General features: G+C 73.1%; 23 protein-coding genes. 6 read left to right on the plus strand and 17 right to left on the minus strand.

Features of this window, described 5'->3' with window-relative positions:
- Positions 1-12: 12 nt before the first annotated feature.
- The 12 genes from I8N68_RS25520 to I8N68_RS25575 form a co-directional block, all read right to left on the minus strand.
- Complete coding sequence (locus tag I8N68_RS25520; RefSeq protein WP_200215029.1) at positions 13-1,476, minus strand: amidase; 1,464 nt, start codon at positions 1,474-1,476, stop codon at positions 13-15.
- 281 nt (positions 1,477-1,757) lie between these two features.
- A complete protein-coding gene (locus I8N68_RS25525; protein WP_200215030.1) occupies positions 1,758-2,768 on the minus strand; it encodes an amidohydrolase family protein in 1,011 nt (336 codons plus the stop codon).
- The gene (locus I8N68_RS25530) at positions 2,768-3,292 is read right to left on the minus strand and encodes a 3-hydroxyanthranilate 3,4-dioxygenase (RefSeq protein ID WP_200215031.1); all 525 of its coding nucleotides are present in this window, start codon (positions 3,290-3,292) and stop codon (positions 2,768-2,770) included. Before I8N68_RS25530 ends, I8N68_RS25525 begins: the two co-directional genes overlap by 1 nt.
- A complete protein-coding gene (locus I8N68_RS25535; protein ID WP_200215032.1) occupies positions 3,285-3,710 on the minus strand; it encodes a RidA family protein in 426 nt (141 codons plus the stop codon). The genes I8N68_RS25530 and I8N68_RS25535 overlap by 8 nt, the downstream gene beginning before the upstream one ends.
- Before the next feature lie 47 nt (positions 3,711-3,757).
- Complete coding sequence (locus tag I8N68_RS25540; RefSeq protein ID WP_200215033.1) at positions 3,758-4,531, minus strand: 2-keto-4-pentenoate hydratase; 774 nt, start codon at positions 4,529-4,531, stop codon at positions 3,758-3,760.
- Entirely contained in the window at positions 4,528-5,601 is a 1,074-nt protein-coding gene (gene dmpG, locus I8N68_RS25545; RefSeq protein WP_200215034.1) for a 4-hydroxy-2-oxovalerate aldolase, read from the minus strand. Before dmpG ends, I8N68_RS25540 begins: the two co-directional genes overlap by 4 nt.
- The gene (locus I8N68_RS25550; RefSeq protein WP_200215035.1) at positions 5,598-6,542 is read right to left on the minus strand and encodes an acetaldehyde dehydrogenase (acetylating); all 945 of its coding nucleotides are present in this window, start codon (positions 6,540-6,542) and stop codon (positions 5,598-5,600) included. Before I8N68_RS25550 ends, dmpG begins: the two co-directional genes overlap by 4 nt.
- Complete coding sequence (locus I8N68_RS25555; protein ID WP_200215036.1) at positions 6,539-7,333, minus strand: 2-keto-4-pentenoate hydratase; 795 nt, start codon at positions 7,331-7,333, stop codon at positions 6,539-6,541. The genes I8N68_RS25550 and I8N68_RS25555 overlap by 4 nt, the downstream gene beginning before the upstream one ends.
- Complete coding sequence (locus I8N68_RS25560; protein ID WP_200215067.1) at positions 7,330-8,811, minus strand: 2-hydroxymuconic semialdehyde dehydrogenase; 1,482 nt, start codon at positions 8,809-8,811, stop codon at positions 7,330-7,332. The genes I8N68_RS25555 and I8N68_RS25560 overlap by 4 nt, the downstream gene beginning before the upstream one ends.
- A gap of 20 nt (positions 8,812-8,831) precedes the next feature.
- Positions 8,832-10,166, minus strand: a complete 1,335-nt coding sequence (locus tag I8N68_RS25565; protein ID WP_200215037.1) for an FAD-dependent oxidoreductase — start codon at positions 10,164-10,166, stop codon at positions 8,832-8,834.
- A complete protein-coding gene (gene kynU, locus I8N68_RS25570) occupies positions 10,166-11,440 on the minus strand; it encodes a kynureninase (protein ID WP_200215038.1) in 1,275 nt (424 codons plus the stop codon). The genes I8N68_RS25565 and kynU overlap by 1 nt, the downstream gene beginning before the upstream one ends.
- 14 nt (positions 11,441-11,454) lie before the next feature.
- A complete protein-coding gene (locus I8N68_RS25575; protein ID WP_372433847.1) occupies positions 11,455-12,363 on the minus strand; it encodes a tryptophan 2,3-dioxygenase in 909 nt (302 codons plus the stop codon).
- 138 nt (positions 12,364-12,501) lie between these two features.
- On the opposite strand from I8N68_RS25575, the gene I8N68_RS25580 reads away from it, so the two are divergent.
- The 3 genes from I8N68_RS25580 to I8N68_RS25590 all read left to right on the plus strand — a co-directional run bounded on the left by I8N68_RS25580 (position 12,502) and on the right by I8N68_RS25590 (position 14,918).
- On the plus strand, positions 12,502-12,975 hold the full coding sequence (locus tag I8N68_RS25580) for an Lrp/AsnC family transcriptional regulator (RefSeq protein ID WP_200215040.1): 474 nt from the start codon (positions 12,502-12,504) through the stop codon (positions 12,973-12,975).
- Positions 12,976-13,061: 86 nt separating this feature from the next.
- Entirely contained in the window at positions 13,062-13,571 is a 510-nt protein-coding gene (locus I8N68_RS25585; RefSeq protein WP_200215041.1) for a hypothetical protein, read from the plus strand.
- Positions 13,572-13,919: 348 nt separating this feature from the next.
- A complete protein-coding gene (locus I8N68_RS25590) occupies positions 13,920-14,918 on the plus strand; it encodes a class F sortase (protein WP_200215042.1) in 999 nt (332 codons plus the stop codon).
- A 7-nt stretch (positions 14,919-14,925) separates the two neighbouring features.
- Here I8N68_RS25590 and I8N68_RS25595 read toward each other — a convergent pair whose 3' ends face one another.
- On the minus strand, positions 14,926-15,462 hold the full coding sequence (locus I8N68_RS25595) for an HNH endonuclease (protein WP_200215043.1): 537 nt from the start codon (positions 15,460-15,462) through the stop codon (positions 14,926-14,928).
- A 274-nt stretch (positions 15,463-15,736) separates the two neighbouring features.
- Here I8N68_RS25595 and I8N68_RS25600 point away from each other — a divergent pair, with 274 nt between their 5' ends.
- The 3 genes from I8N68_RS25600 to I8N68_RS25610 all read left to right on the plus strand — a co-directional run bounded on the left by I8N68_RS25600 (position 15,737) and on the right by I8N68_RS25610 (position 18,913).
- On the plus strand, positions 15,737-16,795 hold the full coding sequence (locus tag I8N68_RS25600; RefSeq protein ID WP_200215044.1) for a mechanosensitive ion channel family protein: 1,059 nt from the start codon (positions 15,737-15,739) through the stop codon (positions 16,793-16,795).
- 248 nt (positions 16,796-17,043) lie between these two features.
- The gene (locus tag I8N68_RS25605) at positions 17,044-18,432 is read left to right on the plus strand and encodes an MFS transporter (protein WP_200215045.1); all 1,389 of its coding nucleotides are present in this window, start codon (positions 17,044-17,046) and stop codon (positions 18,430-18,432) included.
- 52 nt (positions 18,433-18,484) lie between these two features.
- Positions 18,485-18,913, plus strand: coding sequence for a globin (locus I8N68_RS25610; RefSeq protein WP_200215046.1), 429 nt, complete (start codon positions 18,485-18,487; stop codon positions 18,911-18,913).
- Positions 18,914-18,961: 48 nt separating this feature from the next.
- On the opposite strand, the gene I8N68_RS25615 is transcribed toward I8N68_RS25610, so the two are convergent.
- The 4 genes from I8N68_RS25615 to ettA form a co-directional block, all read right to left on the minus strand.
- Positions 18,962-19,549 carry a type III secretion system chaperone family protein gene (locus tag I8N68_RS25615; RefSeq protein ID WP_200215047.1) on the minus strand — a complete coding sequence of 196 codons (588 nt, stop codon included), beginning with the start codon at positions 19,547-19,549 and terminating at the stop codon, positions 18,962-18,964.
- 131 nt (positions 19,550-19,680) lie between these two features.
- Entirely contained in the window at positions 19,681-20,355 is a 675-nt protein-coding gene (locus I8N68_RS25620; protein WP_200215048.1) for a DUF8185 domain-containing protein, read from the minus strand.
- Entirely contained in the window at positions 20,352-20,798 is a 447-nt protein-coding gene (locus tag I8N68_RS25625; protein WP_200215049.1) for an acyl-CoA thioesterase, read from the minus strand. The genes I8N68_RS25620 and I8N68_RS25625 overlap by 4 nt, the downstream gene beginning before the upstream one ends.
- Positions 20,791-22,467 (minus strand): energy-dependent translational throttle protein EttA, encoded by a 1,677-nt coding sequence (gene ettA / locus I8N68_RS25630; protein ID WP_200215050.1) that lies wholly within the window; start codon positions 22,465-22,467, stop codon positions 20,791-20,793. The genes I8N68_RS25625 and ettA overlap by 8 nt, the downstream gene beginning before the upstream one ends.
- Positions 22,468-22,524: the final 57 nt, after the last annotated feature.

The raw sequence follows: 22,524 nt of genomic DNA on the forward strand, positions 1-22,524 counted from the left end.
TCGGGTGGACGATCAAGCAGACGATTCCCCGACTCCGCTTGTGGTATTCACGTTAGCGGAGTCGACGGCCCGCCAAATTGCGGGGTGGTGATCCCATCCGCCACTCACGTGCTCGAGTTGCGCGGCAGCGGCGATCAATCGGACGTCCTCGCCGTACCGGCCGGTGAGCTGCACGCCGACGGGCATTCCGTCCGCGGTCCGGCCGATCGGCAGGGAAACGGACGGGTCACCGGTGACGTTGAAGATGGCGCAGTACGGCGAGAAACGCCGCTGCCGGTCGAAATCCTCGGCCGGGCCGAGAGCGGCGAACGCGCCCACCGCCGCCTGCGGCGCGGCCAGGGTCGGGCAGAGCAGCAGATCGCAGCCGGCGGTACGCCGGACGCCGCGGCGTACCTGCGCCTGCAGTTCGCCGAGAGCGGCCATCAGCGGGCCCGCGCCGACGGCCGCGCCCCGGTCGCGCAGGAACCGGGTCAGCGGCAGCAGGTCGGCGTCCCGCTCGGCCGGCACCGGGGCGAGCGCCAGCACGTACCAGATGGTTTCGAAGAGCGGCCACGCCTCCGGGCCGAGCGGCGCCGGAACCTCGACCACCTCGTGGCCGGCGGCGGCGAGCAGCTCGGCGGCCCGGTCGACGGCGGCCACGCAGTCGGGGTGGACCGGCTCGTCGGCGAGCATCGGGGTGGTGAAGCGACCGATCCGCAGCCGGCCGGGCGCCGCGTCGCGGGCCGCGCGCAGGTAGCCGCCGGCCGGCGCGGCCGGCGGCAGGTACGGCTCCCCGGGCACCGGCTCGGCCATGACATCGAGCAGCGCGGCCACGTCGGTGACGGTCCGGCCGAGCGGGCCGTTGGTGGGCAGCCCGAACGCGCCGAAGCCCAGCGGGCCGCCGGAGACCAGCCCGCGACTGGGCTTGTAGCCGACCAGGCCGCAGAGCGACGCCGGGATGCGCAGCGAGCCGCCGCCGTCGGAACCCTGCGCGACCGGCACCAGCCCGGCCGCCACCGCGGCCGCCGCGCCGCCGCTGGAGCCGCCCGCGGTGTACGCGAGAGCCCACGGGTTGCGCGCCGGCGGCGCGACCAGGCCCTCCGAGTAGAGCGAGCAGCCCAGCTCGGAGGTGGTGGTCTTGCCGAGGCTGACCAGCCCGGCGGCGGCCATGAACCGGACCACGTCGGCGTCGACCGGCGGTACGAAGTCGGCGAACGCGGCCGAGCCGAAGGTGGTCCGCACCCCCGCGGTCAGCGTCAGGTCCTTGATCGCGGTCGGTACGCCGTGCAGCGGCCCGCGCTCCTCGGCGGGCACGGCATCGGCGGCGCGGGCCGCCTCCCGGGCCCGCTCCGGCGTCACGGTGACGAACGCGCCGACGGTGTCGCCGAGCGCGTCCACCCGGTGCAGGTGGTGCTCGACCAGCTCCACGCTGGACAGCTCGCCCCGGCCGACGGCGGCGGCCTGTTCCAGGGCGGTCAGGTCGTGCGGCTCGGCCATACCGTCATCCTGCCCGCTCCGCACGGCCTTCGCTGGGGTGACACGGTCCTGGAGTCACCGGGTGCCTGGCGGTGCCACCCATTCGGAGCGCGGGCCGCCCACCTCGGCCAGCAGATCGAAGTCTCGGTCGTAGTGCAGAACGGTCGCGGAATACTCGGCTGCCACGGCGGCGACCGTCAAGTCACCGGGACTGGCGGCCCGGTGATGGCCCCGAGCGGTGAGCGCCAACTGGAGGTCCCGGGCGCGAGTGGAGACAGCGGCGGTGACCGGAATGGCCGGCTTTATATACCGAACGTCCCGAGGAAGCGCAGGGCGTTGCGGGACAGGAGCTTGTCGCGCTGGTCGGCGGTGAGGAAGTCGGCCTTGCGGACCACCTGCCCGACCGGCCGCTCCCCCAACGGGTACGGGTAGTCGCTGCCGACCAGCACCCGGTCCTCCCCCATGGTGTCGACCAGCAGCCGCAGGGCGGCCGGCTCGAAGACCACCGAGTCGACGCTGAACCGGTCGACGTAGGAGCTGGGCGGCGCGGTGGAGGCGCCGCGTACCAGGTCGCCGCGGCGGTGCCAGGCGTTGTCCGCCCGACCCAGCCAGAACGGGAAGCTGCCGCCGCCGTGCGCGAAGCAGATCCGCAGCGTCTCCGGCACCCGGTCGAAGACCCCGCCGAGGATGAGCGCCAGCACCGACAGGTGCGTCTCGGCCGGCATCCCGGTCAGCCAGCGGGCCATCCACCGGTCCAGCCGGGGGCCGCCGGGCATGTCCCAGGGGTGCACGAAGACGGGCGCGCCGACCTCGGCGCAGTGGGTCAGGAACTGCACGATGCCGGGGTCGTCCAGGTCGCGGTCGCCGACGTGGTTGCCGATCTCCACGCCGACGTGGCCCGCCGCCAGGCAGCGGTCCAGTTCGGCGCAGGCGGCGTCCGGGTCCTGCAACGGCACCTGGCAGAACGGCACCATCCGCTCGCCCCCGCCGGCGGTGACCTCCAGGGTGAGGTCGTTGAAAATCCGGGCCACCTTGACCGCCTGGTCGGCCGGGCGGTCGTAGGAGAAGAAGACCGGGGTGGGCGACACCACCTGGACGTCCACCCCGTCGTCGTCCATGTCCGCCAGCCGGGTCGACGCGTCCCAGCAGGCCGAGCCGACCGGGCGGAACTCCGTCTCGCCGACCATGATCATGGCGGCCCGCTCGGAGTCCACCCGCAGCCGGGGCCAGCCGGACCCGCCGCACGCGGCGTCGAGGTCCGGCCACCCCTTCGGTACGACGTGCGTGTGCACGTCGACGACCGGTCCGCGCATCAGCCCTTGCCCGGATGCACGGTGCCGCACTTGTCGCAGGTGCGGGCCTTCTCGTCGGCGTAGAACGCCTGGAACACCGGGGGCAGGTCGGCGGCGATGTCGCGGACCTGGAGCTCCACCTCATGCACCTTGTGCCCGCACTCCGGGCAGTACCACTGGAACTTCTCCAGCGTGCCCTCCTCGCGGACCCGCTCGACCACCATGCCGATCGAGCCGGCCTCCGGTCGCTGCGGCGAGTGCGGGGTGTTGCGCGGCAGCATCCACATCTGACCCTCGCGCACGTGCACCGTACGCGGCCCGTCGGGCGTCATCAGGTTGATGTGCATGTTGCCCTTGACCTGGTAGAAGAACTCCTCGTACGGGTCGACGTGGAAGTCGGTGCGCTGGTTGGGCCCGCCCACCACCATGACGATGAAGTCGTCCCCGCCGGGGAACATCTCCTTGTTGCCCACCGGCGGCTTCAGCAGGTGCTGGTTCTCCGCGATCCACCCGGGAAAGCTGAACGGCTCGGCGATCTCACTCACGGCTGACCTCCTTTGGGAGCAGGGCGACGGCTTGCATCTCGATCAGCAGGTGCGGATGCGGCAGCTGGTGCACCGCCACCGTCGTCCGGGTCGGCCCGGTGGCGTCGAAGAACTCGGCCCACACCTCGTTGTACCCACCGAAGTCGTTCATGTTGACCAGGTAACTGGTGACCTGGACCAGGTCGGACAGCTCCGCACCGACCGACCGCAGCAGGTCCCGGACGTTCCCGATGACCGCCCGGGTCTGCACCCGGATGTCGAGGTCCGTCGTGCCGAACTCGTCGACCGTCACGCCGGCGAAGGTGTTGTCCGGCAGCCGCGACGACGTACCGGAGACGAAGACGAACCCACCGGCGACCTTGACGTGCGGGAACGCCCCGCGCGGCACGGCCTTTCCGGCCACCACGTGGGCGGTCACGTTGTCCTCGGTTCGCGACTGCGGGGCTCGCAGCTCACTCCTCCCGCTCACGCCGCCGCCCGCAGCGACGCGGTGCCGAGCTTCTCCACCACGGCCCGGACGTGCGCGCCCGGCCGCAGCGGCACCGCGGCCGTGGCGGCGCCGGCCAGGAAGACCCAGCCCTCGCGCAGCCGTACCCCGTGCCGGCCGGCGAGCCGGATGCCCTCGTCCAGCGCCCGGCGTGGGTCGCCGAGGATCGCCGCCGTCGAGCCCACCTGCGCCACCCGGCCGTCGATCTCCAGCAGTACGCCCAGGTTGTCCAGCCCGTCCGGCACCGGCGACCACGCCCCGACCACGAACGCGGCGGCCGAGGTGTTGTCGGCGATCACGTCCGGCAGGGAGAAGGCGAAGTTCGCGTACCGGGAGTCGATCAGCTCGATCGCCGGGGCGACCGCGCGGACCGCGTCGGCGAACGACCCCAACGGCTCGCCGGGCTCGGGGAGGCGGTCCAGCAGGAACGCCACCTCCGGCTCGACCCGGGGGTGGATGAAGGCGCCGAGGTCGACCGTGCCGCCGTCGGGGACCCGCATCAGGTCGGTGAGCCGGCCCCAGATCACCTCGTCCACGCCCATCTGGGCCATCTTCGCCTTGCTGGTCAGCCCCATCTTCAGGCCCACCAGCCGCTCACCCCGCTCGAGGCGGCGCTGGACCAGCGCGGTCTGCACCGCGTACGCGGCGTCGACATCCAGGCCGGTCTCGGCGGCCAGCTGGCCGATGGCGGTGGCGTTGTCCGCGGCGCCGCCCAGCTTCTCGGCGATCCCCGCGATGTCCGGCCCGATCATGCGGTCTCCTCCTGCTCGCGGCGGCCGGCGAGGTCCAGCGCCACGTCCACGATCATGTCTTCCTGACCGCCGACCATCCGGCGCCGGCCCAGCTCGACCAGGATCGAGCGGACGTCCACGCCGTACTTCGTGGAGGCGCGTTCGGCGTGCCGGAGGAAGCTGGAGTAGACGCCCGCGTACCCCAGGGAGAGGGTCTCCCGGTCGACCTGGACCGGCCGGTCCTGGAGCGGGCGGACGATCTCGTCGGCGGCGTCCATCAGCGCGAACACGTCGCAGCCGTGCTTCCAGCCATGCAGCTCGGCGACGGCCACGAAGACCTCCAGCGGCGCATTGCCGGCACCGGCGCCCATCCCGGCCAGGGACGCGTCCACCCGGACCGTCCGGCCGTGCGGCGCGTCCGGACCGGCCGCTCCGCCGCCGAGGATCCGGCCGTGCTCGACGGCGAGCACGCTGTTGGCCACCCCGAGCGACAGGTTGTGGTGCGCGTGGATGCCGATCTGCGTCTCCGGTTCGAGGACCTGCCGGTACGCGTCGACCCGCTGCGCCACGTCGGACATCAGCAGCCGCCCGCCCGAGTCGGTGACGTAGACGCAGTGCGCGCCGTACGACTCCATCAGCTTGGCCTGGGCGGCCAGCCCGGCCGGGTCGTTCATGTGCGACATCATCAGGAACCCGGAGACGTCCATGCCGTTCTCCCGGGCCCAGGAGATGTGCTGGGCGGAGATGTCCGCCTCGGTGCAGTGGGTGGCGATCCGGACGCTGGTCACGCCGAGCGCCTGCGCCGCCTTCAGGTCGGCGATGGTGCCGATGCCGGGCAGCAGCAGGGTGGTGAGCTGCGCGCTGGTCAGCACCTCGGCGGCGGCGGAGATCCAGTCCGCGTCGCGGGCCGCGCCGTGCCCGTAGTTGACGCTGGAGCCGGCGAGGCCGTCGCCGTGCGCGACCTCGATCGCGGCCACCCCGGCCGCGTCCAGGGCGGCGGCGATGGTGCGGACCTGGTCGACGGTGTAGCGGTGGGCGATGGCGTGCATGCCGTCGCGCAGCGTCACGTCCTGGATGTAGAGGTCGGTCATCGGGCCGCCACCTCCGTCGCGGTCGAACGCCGCAGGGCCACCAGCCGCTCCGCGGTACGCAGCGCGGCCGAGGTCATGATGTCCAGGTTTCCGGCGTACGCGGGCAGGTAGTGCCCGGCGCCGGAGACCTCCAGGAAGACCGAGACCTGGAGCCCGGTGAGGTGCCGCCCCAGCGACGGCACGTACGTGTCGACCCGGTCGAACTGCACGTCCTGCTTGAGCCGGTAGCCGGGGACGTACTGCTGCACGGTCTGCACCATGTCGGCCACCGAGGCGGCGATGGCGGCGCGGTCGGCGTCGGCGTCCGGACAGAGGCAGTAGACGGTGTCCCGCATCAGCAGCGGCGGGTCGGCCGGGTTGAGCACGATGATCGCCTTGCCGCGCTCCGCGCCGCCGACCACCTCGATGGCCCGGGCGGTGGTCTCGGTGAACTCGTCGATGTTGGCCCGGGTGCCCGGGCCGGCCGAGCGCGAGGCGATCGAGGCGACGATCTCCCCGTACGCGACCGGGGTGACCCGGCCGACCGCGGCGACGATCGGCACCGTCGCCTGCCCGCCGCAGGTCACCATGTTGACGCATCCCTCGTGCAGGTGCTCGTCGAGGTTGACCGGGGGCACCACATAAGGGCCGATGGCGGCGGGGGTCAGGTCGACCACGGTCCGGCCGTGCGCGCGCAGCACCTCGAAATGCCGCCGGTGCGCGCTGGCCGAGGTGGCGTCGAAGACCACCTCGACGTCGGCGAACTCGGGCAACGCGACCAGACCGTCCACGCCGTCGGCGGTGGTCGCCACGCCGAGCCGGCGGGCCCGGGCCAGGCCGTCGGAGTCCGGGTCGATGCCGGCCATCGCCACCATGCGCAGGCTGCCACTCAGCCGGAGCACCTTGATCATCAGATCGGTACCGATGTTGCCGGACCCGATCACCGCCACACCGGTCGTCATTCGTCGCCCTCCCCTTCGAAGGAGACCCGCACCGAGCCGAGCCCGGAGATCCGCGCCTCGTAGGCCGCGCCAGGGGTCACCGGCACCATCGGGCCGAGCGCCCCGGAGAGCACGACGTCCCCGGCGCGCAGCGGGTCGCCGGCGCGCGCGAGGGTGCCGGCCAGCCACTCCAGCGCGTGCAGCGGATTGCCCAGGCAGGCCGCGCCGGCGCCGACCGAGACCGGCTCGCCGGCGTGTTCCAGGACCATCCCGCACAGCCGCAGGTCGACGTCGGCGAGCCGGCGGGGCGTGGTGCCGAGCACGAACAGCCCGCTGGAGGCGTTGTCGGCGACGGTGTCCACGATGGAGATGTCCCAGCCGGCGATCCGCGAGTCGACGATCTCAATGGCGGGCAGCACGTGGTCGACGGCCCGGATCAGATCAACGGTGGTGATCCGCTCCTCGGCCAGGTCCGCGCCGAGCACGAAGGCGATCTCCGCCTCCACCCGGGGCTGGAGCAGCCGGCCGATCGCCACCTCGAGGCCGTCGCCGACCGCCATCACATCGGTCAACACGCCGAAGTCCGGCTGGTAGACGCCGAAGTTCTCCTGCACCGCGCGGGAGGTCAGCCCGATCTTCGCGCCCACCCGGCGCTCGCCCCGGTCCCACCGGGCCTGGGCCTGGCGCTGCTGCACCTGGTACGCCGACTCGACGTCGCCCTCGGGCAGCAGCCGCCCGCGCAGCGGCGGGCAGGGCTTCCCGCTCTCCCCGGCCTCGGTCAGCTCCCGGGCGGCGGCTTCGATATCGATCATGTGAGGTCCACGCAGACGTTGGTGAGTTCGGAGTAGAAGTCGAGCGAGTGCACCCCGCCCTCCCGGCCGATGCCGGAGGCCTTCACCCCGCCGAACGGGGTCCGCAGGTCGCGCAGGAACCAGGTGTTCACCCAGACGATGCCGGCGTCCAGCCGCAACCCGGCCCGGTGCGCCCGGCCGACGTCCCGGGTCCAGACGGTCGCGGCCAGGCCGTACTCGGTGCCGTTCGCCAGCGCGTACGCCTCGTCCTCGGTGTCGAAGGGGGCGACGTGCACCACCGGGCCGAAGATCTCCTCGCGGTTGGTCCGGGCGTCCGGGCCCAGCCCGGTCAGCACGGTCGGCTGCACGTACGCCCCACCGTCGCGGGCGTCGCCGAAGCGCGGCGTCCCACCGCCGGCCAGCACCTCCGCGCCTTCGGCGCGGGCCAGGTCGTAGTGCCCGAGCACCTTGTCCCGGTGGCCGTGCGAGATCAGCGGCATGTTCGCGGTGGCCTCGTCGGCCGGCCAGCCGTACGCCAGCTCGCCCGCCCGCTTGGCCAGCCGGGCGGTGAACTCCTCGAAGACCGGGCGCTGCACGTAGATCCGCTCGGTGCAGAGGCAGACCTGACCGCCGTTGGTGAAGCTGGACCGGACCGAGCCGGCGACCGCCGCGTCCAGGTCGGCGTCGGCGAAGACCAGCCCGGCGTTCTTGCCACCCAGCTCGAAGCTCACCGCCTTCACCCCGTCGGCGGCGGCTCGCATGATCGCGCTGCCGGTGGCGGACTCCCCCGTGAAGGTGATCGCGTCCACGCCGGGGTGCCGGGTGAGGAACTCGCCGGCCGAGTCCGGGCCGAAGCCGTGCACCAGGTTGAACACGCCCTCGGGCACCCCGGCGGCGGCCATCACCTCGGCCAGCAGCGTCGCCGAGGCGGGGGTCTCCTCGCTGGGCTTGACCACCACGGCGTTGCCGCAGGCCAGCGCCGGGGCGACCTTCCAGGTGAGCAGCAGCAGCGGCAGGTTCCACGGCACGATGACCGCGACCACGCCGACCGGCTTGCGGACCGCGTAGTTCAGCGCCCGGCCGCCGGTCGGGGTGACCGTGGTGAACGACTCGGTCGGCGCGGTCGCCACGATCTCGGCGAACGTCCGGAAGTTCGCCGCGCCGCGCGGGATGTCGAGGGTGCGGGCCTGCGAGATGGCCTTGCCGGTGTCGGCGACCTCGGCCGCGACGAGGTCGTCGAAGCGGCGTTCCAACTCGTCGGCGACCCGGCGCAGCACCTCCGCGCGCTCCCGCTCCCCCATCCGGCCCCACGGCCCGCGCAGTGCCGCCCGCGCCGCGGTCACCGCGTCGTCCACCGTGGACTCCGCCGCCTCGACCACCTCGAAGACCGGCTCACCGGTGACCGGGCTGCGCTTGGTGAACCGGCGGCCCGCGTCGACGAACTCGCCGCCGACGAAGTTGCGCAGCAGTCCCGGCCCGTCCGGCGCGTGCCCGGCCATCAGCCGGGGATCCCAGAGCGTCATCCCCGCCTCCCTCGGCTGATCGCGGCCAGCCCGCCGGCCAGCAGCGCCACCGCGCCGGCCGCCACCGCCCCGACCACCTGGTACTGCCGGCGCACCCGGCGGCGCACCTGGGCGTACGGGGTGGTGGAGAAGGAGACCAGCTCGTACTGCGAAACGTACCGGCCGGGCAGGGCCCGTTCCAGGGCGTGTTCGATGCGCTTGCGGGTCTGGAAGACCGGCGAGGCGACCTTGTCCCGCATCTCCACGAAGTTGGCCAGCGCCATCCGGGCGATCGCCTCGGCGTTGGCCTGCCGCCGGTGCTGGAACAGCGGCAGCGCCGCCGACCACTCGTCGCCGCACTCGTCGAGGCAGCGGTCCAGCTCCACCACGTCCTCGAACGCGCAGTTGGCGCCCTGGCCGTAGAACGGCACGATCGCGTGCGCGGCGTCGCCGAGCAGGCCGACCTTCCCGTCCACCTGCCAGGGGGTGCAGCGGACCGTGCCGAGCACGCCGACCGGGTTGTGCTGGTAGTCGTCGACGAGGTTCGGGGCCAGCGGCACCAGATCCGGATAGTGCTTCGCGAAGTGCTGCTCGATGGCCGCCGGGCTGCCCAGCGAGGCGAAGCTGGCAGTGCCGTGGGTCGGCCAGAAGAGCGTGCAGGTGAAGGAGCGGTCCGGGTTCGGCAGGGCGATCATCATCGAGGTGCCCCGCGGCCAGATGTGCAGCGCGTCCGGGTCGAGCGCGAAATCCCCGCCGACCGGCGGGACGGTGAGCTCCTTGTAGCCGTAGTCGAGGAAGTCCAGGCTCTCGGTCAGCACCCCGTACCCGAGGAGTTGCCCGCGCACGGCGGAGCCGGCGCCGTCGGCGCCCAGGACGACCGAGGCGGCGGCGCTGACCTTGCCCTGCGGGGTCTCGAAGGTCATCTCGCCGGTGGCCGGGTCGAGGCCGACCAGCCGGTGATCGAAGGCGATCCGCACCCCGGGCAGCTTGCCGGCCGTGTCGAGCAGCGCGTTGTTCAGCGCGCCCCGGCTGATCGAGTTGATCGCCCGGTCGCCAGAGACGCTGTACGACTGGAACTGCGCCGCCCCCGCCACCGGGTGGATCATCCGGCCGCGCATCGGCAGCGCGTCCGCCATCACCTGCTCGGCCAGGCCGATCCGACGCAGCGCGTCGAGGCCGCGCTCGGACAGCGCCAGGTTGATCGAGCGACCCCGCTCGACCGTGCCGGTACGCGGATCCGGCCGCCGCTCGTAGAGGGCCACCGGGTACCCGCGCCGGGCCAGGAAGCAGGCCAGCAGGCAGCCGGCCAGCCCGGCCCCGACCACGGCGATCTCGTCGCGCTCCGTACTCATCAATGCTTCTCCACCGTCGCGGCCAGCGCGTCGGCGACCCGCCAGCAGTCGTGGTACGTCGAATAGAGCGGCACCGCGGCGAACCGGACGACGTTCGGTTCCCGGGCGTCGGCGATCACGCCGTGCTCGTGGCGCAGCCGCTTGGTCAGCTCGTTGGCGCTGCCCACCCCGATCCGCACCGAGAGCTGGCAGCCCCGGCGCTCCGGGTCGCGCGGCGTGATCACGGTCAACGGCCGGTCGGCGGTCACCTCGTCGAGCAGCCGCTCCAGATATCCGGTGAGCCGCAGGCTGCGCTCGCGCAGGGCCGGCATGCCGACGGCGTCGAAGAGCTCCAGCGAGGTGCGGACCGGGCCCATCGCGAAGATCGGCGGGTTGGAGATCTGCCAGGCCTCCACGGTGGCCGGCGGCCGGGAGACCGGGGTCATCTCGAACCGGGTGGCCGCCGCGGTGCTCCACCAGCCCTCGAAGCGCGGCAGGTCGGGGTCGCCGAGGTGCCGCTCGTGGACGAAGACGCCGGCGAGGGCGCCCGGCCCGGAGTTGAGGTACTTGTAGGAACACCAGGCGGCAAAGTCGACGTCCCAGTCGTGCAGCGCCAGCGGCACGTTGCCCACCGCGTGCGCCAGGTCCCAGCCCACGACCGCCCCGGCGGCCCGGCCGGCGGCGGTGATCGCCGGGATGTCCATCAGCTCGCCGGTCAGGTAGTTGACCCCGCCGAGCAGCACCAGCGCCACGGTGTCGCCCTCGGCGGCCAGGAAGTCGGTGACGTCCTCCGTCCGGAGGGTGTCCTCGCCGGCGCGCGGGGTCAGCCGGACCACCGTGGTGTCCGGGTCGAGGCCGTGGAAGCGGGCCTGGCTGCGCACCGCGTAGCTGTCCGACGGGAAGGCGCTGTCCTCGATGACGATCCGGGTCCGCGCGCCCGTCGGCCGGTAGAAGCTCACCATCAGCAGGTGCAGGTTGACCGTGAGGGAGTTCATCACCACGGTCTCCGCGGGCCGGGCGCCGACCAGTCGCGCGGCCGGCGCCGTCAACAGCTCGTGGTACGGCAGCCAGGGCCGCTCCGCCTCCAGGTGCCCCTCCACGCCCAGCCGGCTCCACGCCGCCAGGTCGGCCAGCAGTTCGTCCCGGGTGGCCCGGGGCTGGAGGCCGAGCGAGTTTCCGGCCAGGTACGCCACCTCGGGGTAGCGCCCACCCTCGGCCGGCGGCACGTGGAACAGGTGCCGGCGTCCGGGGTCGGCGGCGTCCAGGCGGTGCGCTTCGCTTTCCAGGGAGTTCATGTGCTCTTCTCCGGTCACATCGCGGTCCGGGCCGACCACAGCTCCGGGAAGACCACCCGGGCCATGCTGCGCTGCAACCAGGCCAGCCCGGCGGAGCCGCCGCTGCCGACCTTGGCACCCATGGTCCGCTGCACCGCCTTGATGTGGTGCCAGCGCCAGTCGCCGAACCGCTCGGCCACCTCGGTCAACGCCTCCCCGAGCAGCCTCAGGTGGTTGTCCGGGCCACCGTCGGCGTAGATCCGCACCCAGGCCGCCTCGACCGCCGGGTCCGGCTCGTGCTCGACCGCCACGTCCCGGTCCAGCAGCTCGGCGGGAAGGTCGAAGCCGCGCCGGGAGAGCAGGGCCACCACGTCGTCCCACAGGCTCGGCGCGGCGAGCGCGGCGGTCAGCTCGGCGTACACCTCGGTCTGCCGGCGGAACGGGCGGATCAGCGTCGGGTCGCGCAGGCCGAGCAGGAACTCCAGCTGCCGGTACATCGCCGACTGGAAGCCGGACCCCTCGCCGAGCAGGTTGCGGAACCGGTTGAAGTCCGCCGGGGTCATCCAGCGCAGGCCCTGCCAGGCGGCGTTCAATCCCTCCAGGTGCAGGGCGGCGCGGCGCAGCGAGGGCAGCGCCTCCCAGATCCGGTCGGCCTGCAGCTGTCGCTGGGCCTCGCGCAGCTCGTGGCAGGTCAGCCCGAAGTACAGCTCCATGATCTGGCTGACCATCAGGAAGGACATCTCGCCCGGGTCGTCGCTGAGCGGCTGCTGGAGCCGGTGCAGCGTGCTCGCCCGCACGTACGCGTCGTAGGGCACCCGCTCGGCGAACTCCAGCGTCGGTTCGCCGCCGTTGCGCGCCGCCCGGGCCGCCCGCTGCTGCGGGGTGGCCGGACGTACCGCCGCGGTCACCATCGGTGACCGCAGGTCCGTCTGCTCCACTGTCATCTCCCTCCGTACGCCGGGTAGCGTCATGATCCCGCAGCTGGATCGGCAGATGGAATGCCTGTTCAACGGCGGTACGGTGGGCGGACCTGCCGGATCGAAACCGGATTCGGATTCGGGTTCACGAAGGAAAGGTCACGCATGGACGACATGGACTGGGCGCTACTGCGGGAGCTCCAGGCCGACGCCCGGCTCTCGTTCAGCGAGCTGTCCCGGCGGGTGCACCTGTCACCGCCGGCGGTGGCCGAGCGGGTCCGCCGGCTGGAGGAGTCGGGCGTGATCACCGGCTACCACACGCACGTCGACCTGGCCCGGGCCGGCCGCAGCGTGGTCGCGCTGATCCGGATGTCCTGCTACGGCCCGCGCTGCATCCTGCACGACCCCGAGGTGGCCGGCTGGCCGGAGATCCTGGAGATCCACCGGATCACCGGGGACGCGTGCAGCATGCTCAAGGTGGCGGCCGGGTCGATCGACGAGTTCGAGGGGGTCATCGACCGCCTCGCCCCGTACGGCCAACCGTCGAGCACCATGGTGCTGTCCACTCCGCTGGACTGGCAGCCGGTGACCCCGCTCCCGCCGCCGGGCGGCGCGACCCCACCGGCCCGCCGCCGCTGACCGGGGTTTGCCCCTGGGCCAGCGGGAATGCAGCCCGCACTGCCCGTCAGCAGGATTCCGGTGCACCGCACCGGAAGGGGGGAATCATGCGGGGGCTTGTGACACATCGCGCCCTGTCCGCCGTACTGGGGGTGCTGGTGCTGATCGGGGCGTTCGTCCTGAGTACCGGCACCCCGGCCCGGGCCGGGGAGAACACGTTCGTCGAGGTCACGCCGAACAGCGCGCAGGCCGGCAGCCGGGTGAACATCCGGGCCAGCTGCGACAACGACAACAACCGCCAGGCGGAGGTGAACTCGGACGCCTTCGGCCGGGTGATGCTCCGCCCGGACAACGGCTTCCTCACTGGCGCCGTCACCATCCCGGGGAACAAGGCGCCCGGGGACTACCCGGTCGACCTGCGCTGCAACAACGGCAACACCGCGTCCACCATCCTCACCGTGCTGAACATGGCCCAGCCGAGCAAGGGCCCGGCGACCGGCGGCGGTGGCACCGCGACCGGCCGGGGCACCGGCTCGCTGCTGCTGGTCGGTGGGCTCGTCGCGGTGGCGGTGGTGGCCGGCGTCAGCGCTCGTCGCAGGACCGGGTCCCGCGTCTGACGAGGTGCGGCCATGGCCCGCTCACCTGACCGGGGCGCCCGCCCGACATCAGACCCGGACACGGCCGCCCGCGGCCGGATCACCGGGACGGCGCGGGGCCGGATGGCACGAACCCGCCCGACCGGGACCGTCAGCGGCCGCCCGGCCGGAACGGTTCTGGGCCGGATCACCGGGACGGCGCGCGGCCGGATGGCACGAGCCCGCCCGACCGGGACGGTCAGCGGCCGCCCGACCGGAACGGTTCTGGGCCGCCCGACCGGGACGGTTCTGGGCCGCCCGACCGCGACGGCCAGCGGCCGCCCGACCGGGACGGTTCTGGGCCGGATCACCGGGACGGCGCGGGGCCGGATGGCACGAGGCCGCCCGACCGGGACGGTCAGCGACCGCCGGGCCGGGACGGTTCTGGGCCGGATCACCGGAGCGGCGCGGGGCCGCCAGGTCGGGGCCGGGCGGGGCCGGGACGACCGGGCGACGCGACGCGGCGTCGACGCGGCCACGCCGCGCCGGCAGCCCCCGCAGCCGTCCGCCGGCCGGGGGCGGGACCCCGGCCGGACCGGGAGCCACGGCGCGGCCGCGGCGCGGTTGCTGTCCCAGGCGGCGCGCCGGTTCGCCCGCGCGGCCGGGCACGCCTTCACGGCCAGCGTCCCCACAACCGACCCACGGGCCCGGCCGGTGTCCGCCGCGGCCGTACGGGCGGCAACGGCGACCGGCCGGTGGCGGTCCGTGCGACAACGCGGTCCGGGCGCCCCGGTGCTGGTGATCGCGGCGCTGATGGTGCTGATCGTGGCGATGCTCGGCGTGGAACGCGTCACCGGGATCAGCGTGCTGCCGGACCAGCTCAGCGCCGGCCTGCGCCCGCCGCCGAAGAAGTTCCCGGTGCTGCCGGCGAGCCCACCGACGGACATCGCGATCGGCCGGATCGACCTGCGGGCCCCGGTGCACCGGGTCGGCATCGCGCCGGACGGCAGCATCGCGGTGCCGGACGTCGGACGCTCCGGCGAGGCCGGCTGGTACGACCAGGGACCGACCCCCGGCCAGTACGGCCCGGCGGTGATCGTCGGGCACGTGGACACCACCACCGGACCGGCCGTCTTCCACGAGCTGAAGAACCTGGACGACGGCGACCGGGTCGAGGTGACCCGGGCGGACCGGTCGGTGGCCGTCTTCGAGGTCACCTCGGTGCAGCGGTACGGCAAGGAGCGGCTGCCCGTCGACGAGGTCTTCGGGGACTTCAGCCGGCCCAACCTGCGCCTGATCACCTGCGGCGGCCGCTGGGTCGGCGGCCAGACCGGGTACGCCGACAACCTGGTGGTCTACGCGTCCCTGGTCCAGGCGCGTCGCGCCTGACCCGCGGTCAGGCCGCCACCTCGGGCTCGCGCAGGTCGAGCCAGTCCGCCCAGCGCGGGTCGGGCGCCCGGTGGCCGAGCACCCGCCAGGCCGTCCCCTTGGGGGCCGCGGGCAGGCTGTGCAGCCGCCAACCCAGCTCGGCCGGGGTCTTGTCACCCTTGGTGTGGTTGCAGCGGGCACAGGCGGCGACCACGTTCTCCCAGGCGTGCCGGCCGCCTCGGCTGCGCGGGAAGACGTGGTCGATGGTCTCCGCCGGGCCCCGGCAGTAGGCGCAGCGCCAGCCGTCCCGGGCGAAGATCGCCCGGCGGGAGAGCCCGACGTGGGTTCGGTACGGCACCCGGACGAAGCGGGTCAGCCGGACCACCGAGGGCACCGGAAGGGCGTTGCGGGCGCTGTGCAGGACGCCGTCGCCGTCGGCGACGCAGACGGCCTTGGCCGACAGGACGAGGATCGCGGCGCGACGCACCGACACGACACACAGCGGCTCGTAGGTGGCGTTGAGGACCAACGCGCCGGAGCCCGCCGTGGGTCGTATGTCAGGCATCGTGCTCACCCTCCCGGTCCAGCTGCTCCCGCCGCTGTCGTGCCGGCGCGCACCCGCGGGCAGCGGGGAGCCGCACCGACACCGGCCGGATCACCGACGTCCGTTGCGCCAATCGTCCCTGATCGGACCCCGGATTGCACGCACTAATCCGGGGTACCCACCGGAACCTGCCGTGGCCCGTGCCAAGTTGACCGGTTCCGCCCGGGTTGATCACCGCCGGGACGGCCGGAGGGTCGACAGCGGGCGTCCAGCGTCGTTGCGGTACGAAGACAGGGTGAGTACCCCCAGCCTGATTCCCCTCGCCGAGCCGATCCTGCCCAGCCCCGGCCCGACGCCAAGTCCCGAATGCCTGCAGGAGGCGCTCTGCAAGGGAGCCTGGGACCTCACCAACTCGGTCTGGTTCGCCGAGGGCAGCTACTGGATCCTGCTCAAGCCGCTCCGGGTCATCCTGATCCTGCTGCTCGCCGTCGTCGCCCGCTGGGCGGTGCACCGGACGATCAACCGGCTGGTGCGGACCACCACCGAGGGCGCGGTGCCGACCATGCTGCGGCCGCTGCGGGAGCGGATCCCCAGCGCCGCGCTCGAGCCGGAGCAGTTCGTGCCGGAGCGGCGGCGGCAGCGCGCCGAGGCGATCGGCTCGGTGCTGCGGAGCCTGGTCACCGCGTTCATCTTCGGCATCGCGCTGCTGATGGTGCTCAAGGAGTTCAGCTTCGACCTGGCGCCGCTGCTGGCCAGCGCCGGCATCGCCGGGGTGGCGCTCGGTTTCGGCGCGCAGAGTCTGGTCAAGGACCTGATCGCCGGCCTGTTCATGCTGATCGAGGACCAGTACGGCGTCGGCGACACCGTCGACCTGGGCGAGGCGACCGGGGTGGTGGAGTCGGTCGGCCTGCGGGTCACCACCGTGCGGGACGGCCGGGGGGTCCTCTGGTACATCCGCAACGGCGAGATCGTCCGGGTCGGCAACAAGAGCCAGGGCTGGGCGCTGGTCGTGGTCGACCTGCCGATCGGCTTCGCCGGCACGGAGGAGGCGACCGCGGTGCTGCGGACCGCGGCGGCGTCGGTGGCGATGGACCCGGAGCTGGCCACGCAGATTGTCGAGGAGCCCGAGGTGCTCGGCGTCGAACAGATCACCGTGGACGGCGCGGTGATCCGTACGGTGGTCAAGACGACCGCCGACGGCCAGTTCGCGATCGGCCGGGAGCTGCGCCGGCGGCTCGCCGAGGCGCTGGAGAACTCCGGCATCACCGCCCGGATCGCCGCCGGCCGGCTCTACCCGGGGATGCCGGCCCCGGCGCCCGTTCGGGGCGAGACCGGCACGGGCGGCGCCACCTGAGACCCGCGGGTGCCGTCCCGGCGGTACGGACGATCCGGGGGTCGCGGACCACGCGGCCCCTCGGGTATCGTCCGTTCGTTCAGTCGGAGATGCGACGATCGACCCGTTCGCCCTAGCCAGTTGTCAGACGATCGGGCAGAATCCGGTGCAACACGCTCCCCCCGGGAGCGTGCTCGTGTCCTCGCTGATCCGTAGATCTGACGACGGTTCCCGAGCAGGTCATCACGAGTGGCCCGCCCTGGGGAACGATGGAGGCGACGGTGTCCGACGAGCGACCCGCCCGGGAGGGCCCAGCCACCTTCCGTGAAGTGTTCGCCCAGCCCGAATACCGCGCCGTCTTCACGGCCAGCGCCCTGTCCTGGATCGGCGACTACATCGCCAAGGCCGCGGTCACCGTCCTGGTCTACCGGGAGACCGAGTCGGTCGCGCTCTCCGCCGCGGCCTTCGCGGTCAGCTACCTGCCCTGGCTGGTCGGCGGCCCGCTGCTCGCCACGCTCGCCGAGCGGCACCGGTACCGGCAGGTCATGGTCACCTGCGACCTGATCCGGATGGCGCTGATGGTGCTGGTGGCCATCCCCGGCAACCCGCCCTGGCTGATCCTCGCCCTGCTTTTCGGCACCACGCTGGCCAACCCGCCGAGCCAGGCCGCCCGGTCCGCGCTGATGCCGCTGATCCTCACCGGCGACCGGGTGGTGGTGGGCCTGTCGATCAACGCCAGCACCGGCCAGGCCGCCCAGGTGATCGGTTACCTGCTCGGCGCGGCGATCGCCACGGTCAACCCGACCGCCGCGCTGCTGATCAACGCGGCCACCTTCGGCGCCTCGGCCCTCGTGGTCCGCCTCGGCGTCCGGGACCGGCCGTCCGCGATGACCTCCGCGCATCGCAGCCACCTGCTGCGGGAGACCGCCGAGGGCTTCCAGATCGTCTTCGGCCGGCCGGTGCTGCGGTCCATCGCCGTGCTGGTGTTCAGCGCGATGCTCTTCTCCATCGTGCCGGAGGGCCTCGCCGCGGCCTGGGCCGCCGAGGGCAGCGGCGGCCACCTGGGCACCGGCCTCGCGCAGGCCGTCATCATGGCGGCCAATCCGGTCGGCTTCATCCTCGGCGGGCTGCTGGTCGGCCGGGCGTTCTCCCCCGACCGCCGGCTCGCGCTGATGCGGCCGCTGGCCGTGCTCGCCCCCGCGGTGCTGGTCCCGGCACTGCTCAACCCGCCACCGGTGGTGGTGGCGTTGCTCGCCGCCGCCTGCGGCTTCGCCGTGGCCGGCCTGCTGCCGGTGGCCAACGGGCTGTTCGTGCGGGCCCTGCCCGACGGCTACCGGGCCCGGGCGTTCGGCGTGATGGCCAGCGGGATCCAGATCATCCAGGGCATCGCGGTACTGACCACCGGGCTGCTCGCCGAGCGGTTCGCCATCTCGACCGTGGTGGGCACGTGGAGTGCGGCCGGGGTGCTGCTGATGCTCGCCGCGGCGCTGACCTGGCCCAGCCGGGAGACGGTCGACGCCGCCGTCGAGTCGGCCGGCCGACCCACGGCGGACGCGACGATCCCGCAGAGCCGCCGGCCCTGCCCGCCCGTGCAGCCGGCGGGGACGGCGGACGAGCGGCCCGGCGAGCGGGGTCGGCGCAGCCACGCGGTGACCTGACCCACCCGCCGGGCCCGGCCGGCCGGCATGGAGCACCTGGCAGGATGGAACGGTGACTTCCGCAGGCGCATCCGACCGGCCCGGTACGTCGACGACGCTCTTCGAGGCGATCGGCGGCGAACCCACCTTCCGCAAGTTGGTGGACGAGTTCTACGCCGGTGTCGCGACCGACCCCCTGCTGCGGCCGATGTACCCCGAGGAGGACCTCGGTCCCGCCGCCGACCGGTTCGCCCTCTTCCTCATGCAGTACTGGGGCGGCCCGAACACCTACTCGGCCCAGCGCGGGCACCCGCGGTTGCGGATGCGGCACGCGCCGTTCCGGATCGGGGCCGCGGAGCGGGACGCCTGGCTGCACCACATGCGGCGGGCCGTCGACCGGCTCGACCTGCCGCCGGAGCTCGCCGGCGCGCTCTGGGACTACCTGGAGCGGGCCGCGTACTTCATGGTCAACGTCATGGAGGACCCGGCGGCCGACGCCTGACGGCGGCCACCCCGCCGCGGCCGGGGCCGGCGGCCCCGGCCGGGGCGATCAGAGCAGGGCGCCCTCGTCGTGCAGCCAGTCCACGAAGGTGGCCGCGACCGCCGCGCCGCAGTCGAGCATCTCGACCAGCAGCGCGTCGTGCGTCCCGGCGCCGAGCGGCACCTGGAGCTCGGCGTAGATGGGCAGCTGACCGCGCTCGGTGGGGTCGCCGATGTACGCCTTGCAGAACCGCCGGGTGTGGTTCCACTCGTTGACCACCCGGTAGGCCCGGTCGGCCCAGTCCGGCGGCACCGTCGCGTGTGGACGGGCTCGCATCACCAGGATCTCGTCCTCCGGCCCCTCCAGGGTGACCAGCACCGCGTGCCGTTCCCACATGGCCAGCAGGTTGCCGTCGCCGTCGGCCAGGTAGCGCACGTCGAGCAGGTCGAGCGCGTCGCAGACCCGGCGGAGGGTGACCGGCGCGACGGTGGCCGGCATTTCCGTGATCACCGGCCGGTCGGCGGCCGGCGCGTCGTCCCCCGGCTGACGGGGGGCCGGTGGTCCGACCCGGACGGTGTCATCCACTGTGATCCCGCTTCGAGTTTCCGAATCGCCGCCGTTGCCGGCGGGACCTGGGCGCCATGACCACCACGGCATCGCTCGCGCACCTCACTCCCCAGCGGATCCAGTCGCCTACGGTGCGTTGGATCCGAGGATGGACGGTACCCGGACAGCCGGGTTGAGGCATCCCCCCAACGGCCGCCCCAGCCCGGAAGAACGATCCGGGGTCATCCGTTCGGGTGACTCGCCGTCGGGGTCAGGCTCAGCTCGACGGCCTTCGGTGACCACGCCGCGCCGTACGGTCCGACCAGGCCGACCCAACGGCCGGCAAGGCGTACCTGCACGTCGCCGGGGCCGAGGAAGCCCATCCGGACCAGGCCCTGCACCAGCCGCTGCGGCACCTCGACCGGGGCGTCCGGCGCGTCGTCGGGGGTGACCACCACGGCGACGTGGTCCAGCAGCGCGTCCCGCAGCGCCCGCTGCCCCACCGCGCGCCCGCCCACCCCGTGGGTGGCCGCCTCGCGCAGGGCGTCGGCCGCCGCCGCGGCGATCCGGCGCAGCTCCCCGGCGGGCAGCGTCTCCACCGCCCGGCTGGTCGTCGGCGGCAGCGGCCAGCGCCACCGGTCGTCCCGGCGGCGCGGCAGCGCCCCGCCGTCCCGCTCCAGCTCGGTTAGCAGCTCCCCCGCCGCGACGGTGACGTCGCCGGGGGCGACGCCGGCGACGGTACGGACCACGAGCACGTCCCAGGGCAGCCGGGCCCAGAGGGCGGTACGGCCCGCGTCGGGCGCCGGACGGAGCCGGACCACGGTGGCCGGATCCAACCGGACCAGCCGGGCCAGGAAGGCGCCCGCGTCGGCCACCCCCCGCAGCCCGTGCCCCCCGGTCTCCACCGCCCCGGTCACGCGGCGCCCGCCGTCGGCGCGTACCGGAGCAGGAAGTCCCGCTCCTCCGGGCTGATCCGCCGGGGCCGCTGCGCGGTCAGGTCGAACGGGACGAGCACCGAGCGGGCCCGACTGGCGAGCACCGCACCGTCGTACAGCTCGTAGGCGACGGTGAACGAGGCGGCCCGCAGCTCCTCCACCCACAGCTCGATCCGGACGGTCGGGGCCGCGTCCGCGCTGGCCCGGCCGAGCGCGTAGTCGACCGGGCGCAGGTAGTCGACCTCGTGCCGGCGGATGACCACCCCGTCGGCGAACGAGCCCACTCCCCACGCCCGGCCGCCGGCGAACATCAACGCCACCCGCGCCTCCTCGTACAGGGTGAGGAAGCGCGAGTTGTTGACGTGGCCGTACGCGTCCAGGTCGGACCAGCGCAGCGTGCAGTGGTAGACGAACTTGTCAGTCACGGGTGAGCTTGCGGTAGGTCACCCGGTGCGGGCGGGCGGCCTCGGCGCCGAGCCGGTCGATCTTGTTCTTCTCGTACGCCTCGAAGTTGCCCTCGAACCAGAACCACTTGGAGGGGTCCTGGTCGTCGCCCTCCCAGGCCAGGATATGCGTGGCGACCCGGTCCAGGAACATCCGGTCGTGGGAGATGACCACGGCGCAGCCGGGGAACTCCAGCAGCGCGTTCTCCAGGCTGGAGAGGGTCTCCACGTCCAGGTCGTTGGTCGGCTCGTCGAGCAGGATGACGTTGCCGCCGATCTTCAGGGTCAGCGCCAGGTTGAGCCGGTTGCGCTCGCCGCCGGAGAGCACCTTGGTCGGCTTCTGCTGGTCGGGGCCCTTGAAGCCGAAGGCGGCGATGTACGCCCGGGACGGCATCTCGACCCTGCCCACCATGAGGTGGTCCAGCCCGTCGGAGACGACCTCCCAGACGGTCTTGTCACCGGCCAGGCCCTGCCGGGCCTGGTCGACGTACGACAGCGAGACGGTGTCGCCCACGCGGACGTCGCCGGCCGTCGGCTGCTCCAGCCCGACGATGGTCTTGAACAGGGTGGTCTTACCCACACCGTTCGGGCCGATGATGCCGACGATGCCGTTGCGCGGCAGCGAGAAGGACAGGTTGTCGATCAGCAGCCGGTCGCCGAAGCCCTTGCTGAGGTCGTGCGCCTCGATGACCGTGCTGCCCAGGCGCGGGCCCGGCGGGATCTGGATCTCCTCGAAGTCCAGCTTCCGGGTCTTCTCCGCCTCGGCGGCCATCTCGTCGTACCGGTCGAGCCGGGCCTTGGACTTGGTCTGCCGCGCCTTGGCGTTGGAGCGGACCCACTCCAGCTCGTCGGAGAGGCGCTTCTTCATCTTGGCGTCGCGGCGGCCCTCGACGGACAGCCGGGCGGCCTTCTTCTCCAGGTAGGTGGAGTAGTTGCCCTCGTACGGGTAGGCCCGGCCGCGGTCCAGCTCGAGGATCCAGTTGGCCACGTTGTCGAGGAAGTACCGGTCGTGCGTGATGGCGATCACCGTGCCGGCGTACTTGGCGAGGTGCTGCTCCAGCCACTGCACGCTCTCCGCGTCCAGGTGGTTGGTGGGCTCGTCGAGCAGCAGCAGGTCGGGCGCCTCCAGCAGCAGCTTGCACAGCGCCACCCGGCGACGCTCACCGCCGGAGAGCTGCGTCACGTCGGCGTCCGGCGGCGGGCAGCGCAGCGCGTCCATCGCCAGTTCGAGCTTGGAGTCGATGTCCCAGGCGTCGGCGTGGTCGAGCTCCTCCTGGAGCTTGCCCATCTCCTCCATCAGCTCGTCGGAGTAGTCCGTCGCCATCTGCTCGGCGATCTTGTTGAACCGCTCCAGCTTGGCCTTGGTCTCGGCGACCGCCTCCTCGACGTTGCCGAGCACGGTCTTGGCGTCGTTGAGCGCGGGCTCCTGGGCGAGCATGCCCACGGTGAAACCGGGCATCAGCCGGGCCTCACCGTTGCTGGGCCGGTCCCACCCTGCCATGATCTTGAGGAGGCTGGACTTACCGGCGCCGTTCGGGCCGACCACACCGATCTTGGCCCCCGGCAGGAAGTTCAGCGTCACGTTGTCGAGCACGACCTTGTCGCCGTGCGCCTTGCGCGCCTTTTCCAGGACGTAGATGAACTGGGCCACGGTGCGGGCTACCTCCGTCGGTTGCGATCGCGAGCTGGTGGGGCGCGGGCGCGGGCC

It is taken from the genome of Micromonospora coerulea, from assembly GCF_016598485.1.
GTDB classification, from domain to species: domain Bacteria; phylum Actinomycetota; class Actinomycetes; order Mycobacteriales; family Micromonosporaceae; genus Micromonospora; species Micromonospora coerulea.